This is a genomic window from Rhodococcus sp. K11/5, from assembly GCF_055193735.1.
The window spans coordinates 1,496,401-1,510,043 of record NZ_CM143721.1; the positions used below are offsets into that span (position 1 = coordinate 1,496,401).

General features: G+C 64.9%; 13 protein-coding genes. 7 read left to right on the top strand and 6 right to left on the bottom strand.

Features of this window, described 5'->3' with window-relative positions:
* Positions 1-233 precede the first annotated feature (233 nt).
* Both ACY466_RS07290 and ACY466_RS07295 read left to right on the top strand, forming a co-directional pair.
* Positions 234-1,169, top strand: coding sequence for a hypothetical protein (locus ACY466_RS07290; RefSeq protein WP_463251095.1), 936 nt, complete (start codon positions 234-236; stop codon positions 1,167-1,169).
* Between the two features lie 568 nt (positions 1,170-1,737).
* The gene (locus ACY466_RS07295; RefSeq protein WP_463251097.1) at positions 1,738-2,640 is read left to right on the top strand and encodes an oxidoreductase; all 903 of its coding nucleotides are present in this window, start codon (positions 1,738-1,740) and stop codon (positions 2,638-2,640) included.
* A gap of 19 nt (positions 2,641-2,659) precedes the next feature.
* Here ACY466_RS07295 and ACY466_RS07300 read toward each other — a convergent pair whose 3' ends face one another.
* Genes ACY466_RS07300 through ACY466_RS07310 form a run of 3 tightly spaced genes read right to left on the bottom strand, consistent with a single transcriptional unit; the run spans position 2,660 to position 5,591 of the window.
* On the bottom strand, positions 2,660-3,859 hold the full coding sequence (locus ACY466_RS07300; RefSeq protein ID WP_463251099.1) for an NAD(P)/FAD-dependent oxidoreductase: 1,200 nt from the start codon (positions 3,857-3,859) through the stop codon (positions 2,660-2,662).
* The gene (locus ACY466_RS07305; RefSeq protein WP_463251101.1) at positions 3,856-5,247 is read right to left on the bottom strand and encodes a cytochrome P450; all 1,392 of its coding nucleotides are present in this window, start codon (positions 5,245-5,247) and stop codon (positions 3,856-3,858) included. The genes ACY466_RS07300 and ACY466_RS07305 overlap by 4 nt, the downstream gene beginning before the upstream one ends.
* A 23-nt stretch (positions 5,248-5,270) precedes the next feature.
* Entirely contained in the window at positions 5,271-5,591 is a 321-nt protein-coding gene (locus ACY466_RS07310; protein WP_463251103.1) for a 2Fe-2S iron-sulfur cluster-binding protein, read from the bottom strand.
* Between the two features lie 97 nt (positions 5,592-5,688).
* Between ACY466_RS07310 and ACY466_RS07315 the strand changes: the two genes are divergently transcribed.
* Complete coding sequence (locus ACY466_RS07315) at positions 5,689-6,699, top strand: helix-turn-helix domain-containing protein (protein ID WP_463251105.1); 1,011 nt, start codon at positions 5,689-5,691, stop codon at positions 6,697-6,699.
* 8 nt (positions 6,700-6,707) lie between these two features.
* Here ACY466_RS07315 and ACY466_RS07320 read toward each other — a convergent pair whose 3' ends face one another.
* A complete protein-coding gene (locus ACY466_RS07320) occupies positions 6,708-8,360 on the bottom strand; it encodes a DUF885 domain-containing protein (protein ID WP_463251107.1) in 1,653 nt (550 codons plus the stop codon).
* A 101-nt stretch (positions 8,361-8,461) separates the two neighbouring features.
* Entirely contained in the window at positions 8,462-9,145 is a 684-nt protein-coding gene (locus ACY466_RS07325; protein ID WP_463251109.1) for a hypothetical protein, read from the bottom strand.
* Between the two features lie 222 nt (positions 9,146-9,367).
* Between ACY466_RS07325 and ACY466_RS07330 the strand changes: the two genes are divergently transcribed.
* A complete protein-coding gene (locus ACY466_RS07330) occupies positions 9,368-10,441 on the top strand; it encodes an alkene reductase (protein WP_463251110.1) in 1,074 nt (357 codons plus the stop codon).
* A 124-nt stretch (positions 10,442-10,565) separates the two neighbouring features.
* Here ACY466_RS07330 and ACY466_RS07335 read toward each other — a convergent pair whose 3' ends face one another.
* Positions 10,566-11,312 carry an AAA family ATPase gene (locus ACY466_RS07335; RefSeq protein ID WP_463251112.1) on the bottom strand — a complete coding sequence of 249 codons (747 nt, stop codon included), beginning with the start codon at positions 11,310-11,312 and terminating at the stop codon, positions 10,566-10,568.
* A 127-nt stretch (positions 11,313-11,439) separates the two neighbouring features.
* Here ACY466_RS07335 and ACY466_RS07340 point away from each other — a divergent pair, with 127 nt between their 5' ends.
* The 3 genes from ACY466_RS07340 (at position 11,440) to ACY466_RS07350 (ending at position 13,640) form a co-directional block, all read left to right on the top strand.
* The gene (locus tag ACY466_RS07340; RefSeq protein ID WP_463251114.1) at positions 11,440-12,231 is read left to right on the top strand and encodes an SDR family oxidoreductase; all 792 of its coding nucleotides are present in this window, start codon (positions 11,440-11,442) and stop codon (positions 12,229-12,231) included.
* 85 nt (positions 12,232-12,316) lie between these two features.
* Complete coding sequence (locus ACY466_RS07345) at positions 12,317-13,189, top strand: hypothetical protein (RefSeq protein WP_463251116.1); 873 nt, start codon at positions 12,317-12,319, stop codon at positions 13,187-13,189.
* A gap of 91 nt (positions 13,190-13,280) precedes the next feature.
* Positions 13,281-13,640 carry a hypothetical protein gene (locus ACY466_RS07350; protein WP_463251118.1) on the top strand — a complete coding sequence of 120 codons (360 nt, stop codon included), beginning with the start codon at positions 13,281-13,283 and terminating at the stop codon, positions 13,638-13,640.
* The last annotated feature ends 3 nt before the right edge of the window (positions 13,641-13,643 follow it).

Consider the following 13,643-nt stretch of genomic DNA (forward strand, 5'->3'; position numbering starts at 1 on the left):
TCCACCGATGCTAGCGGCCTCGGTAAGCAGTTGATGGGAATTACGAACGGTCTCGGTTTCTGGTCTTGTTTCCCAAGCCTCTTCAATAGGCGGGTGTCTGTAAGAGGCTCGGTACTCGCCTCCAGATCTGTCGGGCGGGACTAACGCCGCAGGTCCTGTCGGTGCCGAAACCTATGCTGAACACTGAATCCTGGAGCGTCCGCTTCGGGCCCGGTGAACGGAGTAGGTGCCGAATGCAAGCTGAGGTCACTGGTGTAGGTTTCCGCGAGGATCAGCTGACCGCGATTGAAGCGGGGTTGACTGCAATGTCAGAGCCGGACGCCCGGGTCGCGATCGTGGATGACTTCGTCGGCACCGTTCAGCGACTCACCGAGAACCCCGCCTACTCGGCCGGCAGGGGAGCGGGAATCGTTGCTGCAAAGACGACCCATACACCTGAAGGCGACGTCATCGTCTTCAACGCACCTGAACTTCGCAACCGTGACAACCTCCTACTGGAGAGGCTCGCGGCCCATGAGGCCGGCCACGTCAAACTCGGCAAACGCGGCGAGGGGCTCAGAGGCCGCCAGCACCTCGTTGACTCCGAGTGGCGTTGGCAGCTGATGTGCCTCGGCGCCCTGGCCATCGATGAACTTCGGATTGAGCGTGCGCTCGCTGACCTTGCGTATCCGGTCGCATTGACGGGCGACGTGGATTACATGGACGACGCAATGTTCTGGCTGAACTGCGAACTCATGAATGCCTTGGTCGACCCGGCCAACTCAGACATTGAGAAGTTTCACGACGCAGTCATGTCCACGCAAGATTGGCTGACCAAGCACCTTGCATACGTTGCCGGATATAACTCTAGCCCTACGCCCGATTTATCAGCTCTGTCGAGCCATTCGAGACAGAACTGGAATGATTACATCGCGGAAAATTGGGGCAAACGCGTTGCCTTCTACGAGAACATCCCGGATGTCCGCACGGCACTCGCGGCCTCGGAACTGGACTCAATCCTGCTGACTGCTATCGATACTGAAGCGGATCTGCTCAGCGCATTGGGATTCCAGCTCTCTGACGGCGGCCACGGCCAGAGATACGCCTTCCGACGAATCTCCAGCGATGCTCAATGTTATCGCCGGCTGCAGCGCGCGCGAGAAGAGTTCGCGCTGCGAGACAGCGCCTAGATGTGCAGTGCTCAAATCCGCCGTGGTAGCACGCCAAATTCGATGGTGATCTATGTGGTGCGGTGATAGTAGCGATCGCGTTGAGTGTGTCCGCGAGGCGTTCCTCTTGTCACAAGTCCGTGCAGGGGTCGTGACAGCGTTCCTGATCCCCGTCCACCCAATGCCGTGACTGTGTGTGATCGGCCAGGACTGTCCGACGTCGGAGAGTCGACGGAGGTTCGGTGTCACGAGGGTGTCACAAGTGGGTACAGTCGTCCCTGGACTGCGTTGGCCGAAGATGAACGAAAAAGGTTGCAATGCAACGACAATGCTCGTCCATGCGAGTGCGCCTGGATCCACTTCCAGGGACTTAAAATCCGCCCAGTGTCGGTTCGAGTCCGACTGGGGGCACTGCATTTCCGCGGTTCAGCGGTCGATAGAAAGGTCTCGGATCGCGTCGCAACCTAGTATCTCGACAATCGAGATACTAGGTCATCGGGGATGAGTTCTACCGATCTGCGTCGTGCCACATGGCGTACTTGAATACGAGTCCGACCGGCATTACCGACGTCCGACTACGCTCGCGCAGGTGACGTCGCACTGGACTACCGCAGACATTCCCGATCAGACGGGCCGACGATTCGTCGTGACCGGCGCCAACAGTGGTCTCGGTGCTGCCACCGCACGAGCCCTGGGCGACGCGGGAGCGGAGGTGGTGCTCGCGTGCCGCAACACCGACAAGGGTCGGCAGGTCGCGCAGGAGATCGGGTCCAACGCGACTGTTCGGGAACTCGATCTCGCGGACCTCGCATCCGTGCGGCGTTTTGCCGACGCGACCGAACGCTTCGACGTGCTCGTCAACAACGCAGGTGTGATGGCGCTGCCGCACAATAAGACGGTCGACGGCTTCGAGATGCAGTTCGGCACCAACCACCTGGGCCACTTCGCGCTCACTGGTCTGCTCGTCGATCGGGTGTCCACTCGCATCGTCACCCTGGCGAGCCTCGCGCACACCAACGGTGACATCTCGCTCGACGATCCGAACTTCGAGCGCCGTCGATACAGTCGCTGGGCGGCGTACGGGCAGTCCAAGCTGGCGAATCTGTTGTTCGCCTACAAGCTCCAGCGCCGCCTGGAAGAGGCTCGTTCGGAGGTCGTCTCCGTGGCGGCGCACCCGGGTGTATCGTCCACGAATCTCGCCTCGCACACCGAGTCGATCTTCGACAAGGTCCTGTCGTCGGGAGCGCGACTCGTCGGTCAGAACTCGCGCATGGGAGCGTTGCCGCAGCTGTACGCCGCCACGGCGAGCGGAGTCGAGGGAGGCTCCTACATCGGACCCGACGGCTTCCGAGAAATGCGCGGGTATCCGACGGTGGTCTCGTCCAGCCGGCGCTCCCGTGATCTCAAACTCGCGACACAGTTGTGGAACCTGTCCGAGGACCTGACCGGCGTGAGCTACACGAGCCTGCGCCGCGACCCGCCGATGTCCTGACGCGCCGACCGAGCGTCGATCACGTTCCGCCGCGGACCAACTCACCCCGATCGACCGTCGACTTCTCGGTGATCACCTTCTTGCTGGTCATGAAATCCCGCGGCCGATTGATGCAGTCCGCGGCGATGAGTTCGCCGCTCCGCAGGTAGTAGCAGGTGAAGTCACGATCGTGTTCGGGGTCGCCGTCGACGATCACCTCGTCGTACCCGGTGTTGAGTCCGGCGATCTGCAATTTGAGGTCGTACTGGTCGGACCAGAACCAGGGGAGTGCTGCCATGGTGGCCGACCCCCCGCTCATGGTCGACGCCGCCACCTTCGCGTGTTCGTTGGCGGCGGACACACATTCGAGCCGGTGGCGGCACGAGTAGCGAGGAATGACGTACGTGGCGCAGTCTCCGGCGGCGACGATATCGGGATCGCTGGTGCGAGCGCGATCGTCGATGAGGATCCCGTCGTCGACGGCCAGTCCCGCCGCTTCGGCGAGCTCGGTGTTGGGGACGATGCCCACTCCGACGACGACCAGGTCGGCGGGCAGCGCCTCTCCGCCCGCCAGCACGACCTCGCGTACCGAGCTGTCGCCACGGAATTCCTCGACGGATGCCTGCGTCCGGATGACGACGCCGGCCTCGCGGTGGATCCGGGTGAAGAACGCCGAGACCTCGGGTGCCGTGACACGTTGCAGCACACGGTCGGCGGCCTCGACGACGGTGACGTGCAGACCCAGCGCCGTCAGCGACGCTGCGGTCTCCAGGCCGATGTACCCACCGCCCACGACGACCACTCGCTTTCCCGGTGTCGCGGCGGAGCGCAGTGAGACGGAGTCGGCGGCAGTGCGCAAGTAGTGGATTCCCGCCAGATCCGCTCCGGGCGTGGTCAATCGGCGAGTCCGTGCCCCGGTGCAGAGTGCGAGCGTGCTGTAGGACTGCGTGACGCCGGTGTCGAGTGTGACGGTGCGGGCGTCGCGGTCGATGCCGGTCACGGTTCCGTCGACCAACTCGATGTTCTGCTTTGCGTAGAAGTCCGCTCCACGGATCGCCAGGGCATCGAGGGTGGAGGTGCCGGCCAGGTACGCCTTCGACAACGCGGGACGCTGGTACGGCAGCGTCTTCTCGTCGCCGATGAGGAGTACCTCGCCGGACCACTTCTCGCGCCGCAGGTGCGCGGCCAGCTGGGCACCGGCATGGCTGGCGCCGATGATCACGGCACGATCGGCGGTCACCCCTCCTGCGCCTTGGGTGTGAGGGTGACCATCATCTCGGCGATGCCTCGCACGAAGTTCGACTGCACGTACTCGGGCTGCCCGACCACCTCGATGTTCTCGAACCGAACCAGCAATTCCTCCCAGAGAATGCGGAGCTGCATCTCGGCGAGCCGGTTGCCCATGCACCGGTGCACGCCGAACCCGAAGGCGATGTGATTGCGGGCGTTCTTGCGGTCGATGATGAAATCGTCCGGCCGGTCGAACACTCGCTCGTCACGGTTCCCGGAGGCGTACCACATGACCACCTTGTCGCCCTTGCGGATGAACTGGCCGTTGAGGATGGTGTCTTCTTTCGCGATCCTGCGCATGTACGCCAGCGGGGTCTGCCAGCGGATGATCTCGGACACCATGCCGGGCACGAGGTCGGGATTCGCCTTGAGCTTCTCGAACTGATCGGGAAACTCGTTGAGCGCCAACACTCCACCGCTCATCGAATTACGGGTGGTGTCGTTCCCGCCGACGATGAGAAGGGTGAGGTTACCGAGGAATTCCATCGGCCGGTCGATGAGGTCCTTCGTCTCGTCGTTGGCCTGCAGCAACGAGATCAGGTCGAACCCGGGTTCCTCTCCTGCTGCTGTTCGCGCGGCCTTGCTGTGCCAGAGGCTGCTCAGACCCTTGGCGGCGTCGGCCATCGCGCGGAACACCTCGTCGTTGTCCGAGGGGCCGCCGTTGGTCTGTTCCATCGCCGTGGCGAGGTCCGACCATTCGACGAGCTTGTGTCGCTGCTCGTATGGAAAATCCAGGAGCGTGGCCAGCATTCGTGCGGTGAGTTCCTTCGAGACGGTGCGAACCCAGTCGAACGGCTCGTTCACGGGCAGGTCGTCGAGGACCTCACACACCCGTGAGCGGATCAGGCTTTCCATCTCGCGCAGGTTCTTCGGAGCCACGACCCCTTGAACCGCCGCACGCTGCGTGTCGTGACGAGGGGGATCCATCGCGATGAACATCGCGACGTCCATGAAGCGTGGCGGCGTGCCGATGACGATGAACGGCTCGGCCGAGAACACCTTGTGGTTCTTGTCGACGGCGATGATGTCCGCGTGCCGGGTGACCGACCAGAACGGCCCGAACGGGCTGTTCGGTTGGAAGTGCACCGGCGCCTCGTTGCGCACGCGCTCGAAGTACGACTTCCAGCGCCCCTGGCGGTAGAGGAACGGATTGCTCAGATCGATATCGGCGAGATCGACCTCGTCGACCGGGGGAATCGGAGTCTCGGTGAACATGACCTCACCGTCGGTGCGGGTCACGATGCGGCGTGTCTTGTCGTAGAGATGCGCGCCGCGGATCTGCAACTCCATCGGGACGACGGATCGGGCGGTGCTCGAGATCGTGTCGGAAATACTCATGGTTCCTCGCTTCGGTCCGCAGTTCAGATCTGGAATTCGGGAACGCGGACGGTCAGACCGTCCCAGGACTCCCGTGCCGTCATCTGGCACGACAGTCGCGACGTCGGCTCGCGCTCGGGGTTCATCGCGAGCATGTCCTCCTCGACCTCGTCGTTGGTGCCGACGACGTCGCTCCATGCGTCGTCGACGACGACGTGACAGGTCCCGCAGGCGGCCTCGCCGCCGCAGTCTCCGTCGATGCCGGGGATCGCGTTGTCGACTGCGACGCGCATGAGGGACGTGCCCTCGATCAGCGGCGCCTCGTGCTTCTCGCCGTCGTGGGTGACGAAGGTGACGTTGGCCATGGTGTTCTCCTCGCTGAGTAACTGTGTTCCCAGTCTCACTCCGAGGATCTGTCCGAACCAGGCTCGAATGCGTCGATTTGTTGTTAATTTGGCTCACATGGGAGTCGAGGAGTCCGGAGTGCCTCCGCTCGCCTTCGCGCAAATTCTCGGTAGCGGTGCACTGGGCGAACGCGCCGAGGCGGCGTTCCGACGCATCCTGGCTCGTGAGGCGGTCAGCACGACGGATCTGATCGCCCGCGACGGTCAGGTGCCTCTCCGGTGGTTCCGAGAGGTCTACCCGGATCTGGATCGGGAACAGGGATTCCGGCTGGGTGCCACGTTCGCGCGATACGTTCAGCCCACGTCCTTCGGCCCCCTCAGTCTCCCGCTGATCAGCGCCGGGTCGGTGGCCGAGATGGTCGAACTGCTCGAATTCCTTCCTCTGATCTCGACAGCGCTCGCCGTGCACATCCACCACACCGACCGCGGGCTGACCATCGGACTCGCGGGCCGCATCGGCGACGACGGTCTCGACAGCATCGCCGTCGCCTACGGCGGGTCGAGTCTTCTTCGGTTGATCGACATGCTCACCAGCTCTGCGCAAGCAGTCGAACTCCACCTCGATATTCCGGCGTCGGCGCGTGACGTTCTCGACGACGACGCGACCCGACGCATCGTGTTCGACGCGCCGTCACCGTTCGTCTTCGTGCCGGCGGCGATTCTCGACGAGGCATGCCGATTCTCCGACTCCGTGTCCTACGAACTCGGGATAGCGGAACTGAGGAAAGCTGTCGACGGACGGCGCACGAAGTCCTGCACCGACGCCGTGCGTTCCCTGTTCGAGGCCGATCGGGACTGCACGGACAGCGCGAATTGTGCGCGGCGCCTGTCCATCTCCACCAGCACCCTCAAACGGCGACTCGGCAACGAGGGCACCACCTTCCGCGCGCTGCGCCAAGCGTTCCTGCGGGAGCGCGCGACCGTGCGTCTTCTCGATCGCTCGGTGACGGTGGGCGAGATCGCCGACGAACTCGGGTACAGCGACGTCGCCAGCTTCTCGCACGCCTTCACGAGATGGACGGGACGGTCACCGAGAGAGTTCCGCGACCACGCCACCACACCGGGGTGAAGCTCCGCTCAGCCGAGCACGGTGTGACGTAGCGACTCGAATCCGACGCTCCCGACGGCGAGTGCTCGACCGTGGAAGGTTTTCAGATCCGGCCCGTGGGCGGCCACGTAGTCGTCTCTGAGCTGTTCCCACATCCGCTGTCCCACTTTGTACGACGGGGCTTGCCCGGCCCACCCGAGGTAGCGGTTGACCTCGAAGCGGACGTAGGGCTCGTTCATGTTCACGTGTTGCATCATGAACGGGAGCGCGTCGTCGCCGGTCCAGACACCGCTTCCGTCCGGCTTCTGCTTTCCCAGGTGCACGCCGATGTCGACCACCACGCGCGCCGCGCGCATCCGCTGCCCGTCGAGCATGCCCAATCGATCGGCGGGATCGTCGAGGTAGCCCAGATCCGCCATCAAGCGCTCGGCGTACAGAGCCCAGCCCTCACCGTGGCCGGAGTTCCAGTTCATGCGGCGCCAGGCGTTGAGCTCGGCGCTGTTGTAGGTGGCGAGACCGCACTGGAGATGATGTCCGGGAACGCCTTCGTGGTAGACGGTGGTGAGCTCGCGCCAGGTGTCGAATTCGGTCACTCCGTCGGGCACGCTCCACCACATGCGTCCCGCGCGGGCGAAATCGTCGCTCGGCGGTGTGTAGTAGATCCCGCCCTCCTGCGTGGGAGCGATGCGGCACTCGAGGGTCCGCATCTTCTCGGGGATGTCGAAATGCGTGCGACCCAGCTCGGCGACCGCGCGATCACTGGTCTCCTGCATCCACGCCTGCAGAGCATCGGTGCCGTGAAGTCGCCGTGACGGGTCCGACTCGAGGTGGGCGATGGCGTCGGCAACACGTGCGCCGGGCAGGATTTCGCGAGCGACGGCTTCCTGTTCGGCCACCATCCTGGCGAGTTCGTTCACACCCCAGTCGTAGGTCTCGTCGAGATCGATGTCGGCGCCGACGAAACCTCGGGACGCCAGCGAGTAGTGTTCTCGCCCCACGGCATCCGATTCCCGGGCGCGCGGCGCCAACTCGTCCAGCAGGAATCGCGTGAGCGACTCGTACGCCTCGGCCGCGGCGCCGGCACCGAGTGCGAGGTCGGATCGGACGGACGCGGGCGCGTCGCCACGAGTGGACAGTGTGGCGAAGAAGTTGTCCGGCACAGTATTCCGGCGAGCCTGTGCGGCGACTTCGCGCACCTGTCGGATCGCGGGCATCTGGCCCGCGTCGATTCCGGACCGCAGGGATTCGATGTAGCCGGAGATGGCCGTCGGCACGTTCTTCATGCGCCGAGCGATGTGCGCCCAGTCGTCCACGGACTCCGACGGCATGAGGTCGAAGACGTCGCGCAGGCTCTGACACGGGGACGCGATCACGTTGAGATCGCGTCGCCAGAATCCGGCGTCGGTCTGCTCCACCTCGAGTTCGAGCGTCCGGATCAATTCCGCGCGCGTGAGCGTGTCGGTCGGATCGACGGGCTCGGTATCGCGGACACGGGCGAGCGCCATGCGCGCGGCGTCGTACCTCGCCGCCACCCCGTCCGGAGAGAGGTCGGAGTAGTCCGATTCTCTACCGGGGCGGCCGAGTTCGACGTGCAACTCGGGTTGCAGGTCGAGCATCGTCTCGAGCCATTCTTCGGCCACGCGGTCCATGTCGGTGGCCGGGCGAGGGTGCGGTTCGGTCATGGTTTCGACAATAAGGCGTTCGGGTGCTCACGCCCACCGGGATTCCGAGCCGGCAACCGATGGATTGCCCACACCAGTCGAATGTCAGGTCCCGATCGGTGTCACGACACCCTGCCGAAGGTGACGTTCCACTCGTCCGAGAAGGTGAAGGCGCCGCCGGTTCCCCAGCACGTGACGTCCATGATCTCGTCCGATTCGCACACGACATCGTTGGCGGAGAGGACTTGTGAGTAGTCGAGAACCCGAGGGTCCGGGGCGGTGTAGATGCCCTGAGTCGTGCAGAAGTGGTGCGTCCCGGATTTGTCGACGCGGACGGCATACTTGTCGTTCTCCGCGTTGGTGCACTCGGGCCCGTCGAACGGTGCCGATCCGGTGACTGCCTGGCAGCCGACCTGCCCCTCGGGTGCGCCGGCGCCGAAAATGCCGCACTGGACGTTCCCGTCCGGCGTCGTGAAGTTGACCGCGCCGGGAGCGGTCTCGTACGCGGCGGGATCGACGGTCCCGGAGTCGGGATCGGGCCGTGGTTGGCTCCACGGCCACAGGTCGGAAACTTCCTCCTGCGTTCGGGTGCTCGAGGTGGGCGTGGTGGTCGACGGTGCGGACGTCGCGACCTCGGAACTGCTCGAGGGTGTCTCGGTGGTCGTGGGTGGCGCAGAGCTGGAGGTCGTCGACGCGCTGGGCCGATCGGTCACCGTCTGCGTCGGTTCGGTCGAGCACGAGCTCATCGCCAGTGCGAAGGCCGACACCGTCGCGGCGAGAACAGAGGTCATGCGGCTGGCGGTCATGCGGTCTCCTCGTTCGGTGCGTGCGCTTATCGGACCTATCGGTCTCATAGCCTCGATCATTACTCACCGCCGCTGGACACCGGAGTTCACGAACGGTCCCACGACGCTCACTTCCACGTGACACACGTCTCGAACGGGAATGGCCGGACGAGACGCCGCGGTTGCCACCCGTGGTGCGCAACCCCGCACCGAGATCTTGTAGTCGATGGAAAGAGTCGAATCATGTCGTTGTTCTCCACTGTCACGCTCGGGGACCTGGCGCTGCGTAACCGCCTGGTCATGGCTCCGCTCACCCGTGTCCGCTCGGGCACTGAGGGCATCCCCGGCCCCCTGGTGGTCGAGCACTACCGTCAGCGCGCAAGTCTCGGTTTGATCGTCAGCGAGGGCGCGTACCCCAGCCACGCCGGCCAGGGTTTTCCCGGCCAGCCGGGACTGGTGACGGACGAGCAGATCGCCGGATGGACAGCCGTGACCGACGCGGTCCATGCCGAGGGTGGTCTGATCGTCGCCCAGGTGATGCACGCCGGCCGGGTGACGCACGAGGCGACCACCGGTGGCCGTGAGGTCGTCGGCCCCAGCGCCATCGCCATCGACGGTGAGACCCGGACGTACGACGGCAAGAAGCCCTACCCCGTTCCGCGCGCACTGGCGACCGACGAATTGGCTTCGGTCATCGGCGAATTCGTGCAGGGCTCGAAGAACGCGATCGCCGCGGGGTTCGACGGCGTGGAGATCCACTCGGCCAACGGTTACCTGCTGCACGAATTCCTCTCCCCGGCATCCAACCAGCGTGACGACGTCTACGGAGGCACTCCCGAGAACCGCGCCCGCTTCGTCGCGGAGGTCGTCGAAGCAGTCGCCGACGCCATCGGTGCCGGCCGAGTGGGAATTCGTATCTCACCCGAGCACAACATCCAGGACGCTCTCGAGACCGATTCCGATGACGTCCTTGCCACCTACCGTGCCCTCGTCGAACGGATTGCACCGCTCGGCCTGTCGTATCTCAGTGTGCTGCACAAGAATCCTGCAGGGGAGCTGGTGCAGAATCTTCGCACTGCGTTCGGCGGACCGTTCCTGGTCAACAGCGGGTTCGGTGAGATCACCACGCGCGACGAAGCGCTGGCGATCATGGCCGACGGGATCGGTGACGCTGTCGTCGTCGGACGCCCGGCGATCGCGAACCCGGATCTCGTGTACCGCTGGCGTGAGGATCTGCCGCTGAACGCCCCGGACGCCGGCACGTTCTACACCAGCGGGGCCGAGGGATACACGGACTACCCGGCCCTGCAGTCGTAACACCCCACGCGAGACACGGTCCGCATCCACAAAGGATGCGGACCGTTCGTGTGTTCGGCAGTCGCGACGGGCGGTCACGGAGGCGCCACGTCAGCTCCCGCGGCGGGCCGCAGACCTGATCGCGTCACCCGTCGTCGTCCAGCAGAATGCTCAGGAAGTCCGACGGACGGTCGAGAAAGGTGCGAGTCAGTCGCACGGTCTCCGCATCGTCGTACGCCACCTCGGTGATGTCGCCCTCGTCGTCGATCTCGTAGATGGTGGCGCCGGGCAGTGCCAGGAGAATCGGTGAATGTGTCGCGACCACGAGCTGGCATCCGTCGTCGACCAGCTGCGCCATCAGGGTCAGAACCGCCATGCACCCCCGCGGCGACAGCGCCGCCTCCGGCTCGTCCATCACGTAGAGCCCGCGCGGCCCGAATCGATGTCGCAGGACGTCGACGAAAGCCTCACCGTGCGAACGCTCGTGGGGTGATACTCCGCCGAACAGCCCCACCTGGTGTGCGCCGAGTTCCTCGGTTGCCGTGGCGACGTTGTAGTAGGACTCCGCGCGGAGGAAGAACTTGCTGCGTGGCTTCGACGGTCCCCACGCGACGTCGAGATGTCGGCTCAACTCGGACTCGCTGCTGCGCGTCTCGAATCGGTAGTTCTGGCTGCCGCCCTCGGCGTTCAGGCCGATCGCTACCGCCAGCGCCTCCACCACCGTGGACTTGCCGCTCCCGTTCTCTCCGACGAGGAAGGTGACTCCGGCGGGGATCGGCAGACCTCCTGAATCCCGAAGTCGTTCCACCACAGGAAGAGCGAAGGGGTACCGGTCTAGAGGTGCGTCGCGGGCCACGCCGATGCGGCGGACGAACCGGGCGCCGTCGGCCATGCCGGTCTCTCCTGTCGATCGTGCCACCACTGCGGACCAGTAGAACACGTTCGCGAAAGCGGGCAGGTCATGCTCCCGGACATATTCGTGTGCTCGCCGACCCCGCGCCTGTTGTACTGGGGACGTGATGCGACGCGATCCTCTTCCGCTCCGGGGCAGCACGGTCGTGGTGACCGGGGTGAGTCGGCGCCGGGGTATCGGCCACGCCGTGGCCTGCCGGATGGCTGCGTACGGGGCGAACGTGGTGTGCCACCACTTTGCCCCGCACGACCACGAGCAACCCTGGGGTGGGGACGACCAGACAGCAGTGCTCGACAGCGTTCGACGACATCTCGTCGAGGGGGCCCGCGCGGCCGACATGCACGCCGATCTGACGGAACCCGACGCGGCGGAGCAGCTGATGAGCGTGGCAACGGCCGAATTCGGCAGAGTGGATGCCGTTGTCTGCAATCAGGCGTTGTCCGGGTCCGACGGTGTACTCGGCGCCGTGTCGGCCGAGAGCCTCGACCGGCACTGGGCTGTCAACACGCGGGCCTCGATCTTGTTGGCCCGGGCGTTCGCCGGTCGCCACGAGGTGGGTAGGCGTGGCTCCATCGTGTTCATGACCTCGGGGCAGCAGCGCGGCCCGATGCCGGGTGAGGTGGCCTACGCGGCAGCCAAGGCCGGGCTGGCCGGGGTGACTGCAACGGTCGCAGACGAGCTCGCCGACAGCGGAATCAGAGTCAACGCCGTGAATCCCGGTCCCGTGGACACCGGCTACATGACCGACGCGATGAAACGACAACTGGTCGAACAGTTTCCGTTCGGGCGCATCGGAGTTCCCGATGATGCTGCCCGTCTGGTCGTGTGGCTCTGCACAGATGAAGCGTCCTGGATCACGGGTCAGGTCATCGATTCCGAAGGCGGATTTCGGCGGTGAATCGGCCGTCACGCGTATGGCGCTTCCGCCGGGAGGTCTGCCGACTGTGACACCCTTTCACGATGAACATCCAGGGCAGGCGAGCGTGAGCGCGTGGTATGCCACGGTCACCGTGGAGGGCCACAAGTTCCTGATCGCCGACGAGGCAGACGACCCGGCAGAGGGCTATCGGCAGATGGTCGTCGATGCACGGGAGAAGTGTGCGGACGATGGATTGGCAACGCACGCTTCGTCTCACGCGCTGACCGCCCTGGACGGAGTGGTCATCGAAACCCGTGCGCTGCTGGACACCTCGAAGACCGCCCGCGTCGTCGCGGACGAGCTGTTCGCGACGTTTCGACGGCTTCGCGCCGCGCACGAACCGGCGCACGGGATGCGGCAACGAGCAACGACGCGGCTGGCGGCATCGTGGGCGAACATCGTCGACGTTCTCTCGGCACATGGTGTCGAACCCGCCGCCCCGTCGGACGCGTCGTGGGTGGCCGACATGGGGGAGTGGTATCCCGGCGAGGCGCTCGCAGAGCCGTCGGTTCGATTCTGGTTCGATCGCGGGTGCTGGCGGTATCCGGATCTGTTACCGACGACGATGCTGGTCGATCCGGCCGAGAGCGTGGAGATCTCGCGAATGTGGACCACGATGGACGAGGCCGTCGACCTCGATCCCGACGAACACGGCGGCACGCGGGTGGATTTCGCGGGCGGCCCCTCGGGGCGCTACGACAACAGGTTCGTCGTCATTGCCGACCTCGACGGCGTGACGTTCGTGATCGACACGCGCGAAGGCCCGGCGCGAGGTTGCGTGAGCGAGTACAGCGGTGCGTTCATCGACAGCGGCAGTGTTCGCTGGTCGTCCCTCGGCGACATGATGGCCGAGCTCGATCTCGCGCTGTCCATCGGTGCGCTGTTCGACGAACGATGGTCCGTCGGCGTCGAGCACGGAAAGATCGTGTGGGACTGATGGCGCAGATTCGCCTGTCGACAGAACGACAGCGCACGCGGCAGCCAACACTGTGCCGACCTGGTGCCGGAATGCCGACGGAGGAGGCGGGATGCGGAGAACATCGTTGATCGTGCTCGCACTGTTCGGGTACAGCGCTTGGCAGATCGCGTCCCATGGGATCGCGGACCGCTTCTCGGGGGCGCGGTGGTTGTACGCACTCTGTGCGATCGTCCTGATGGTGACGGTGTTCTGGACCCGTCGGCACCGCCACCTCGAGCCGGCGATGCTTCTGGTGAGCGCCTACTGCGGCTGCGTTGTGGCGGTGGTCGGTGCGTGGACCGTCGCCGGAAAATACACCGAGGCCGGTATCGGACTTCTCGCTTCCGCGGTGTTCGCCGTGACGTTCCTCGAACCCCGGAATCGGCGATGGCTCAATCTGTTCGCCGGAAAGCCCGTTCTGCGTCGGTAGTGT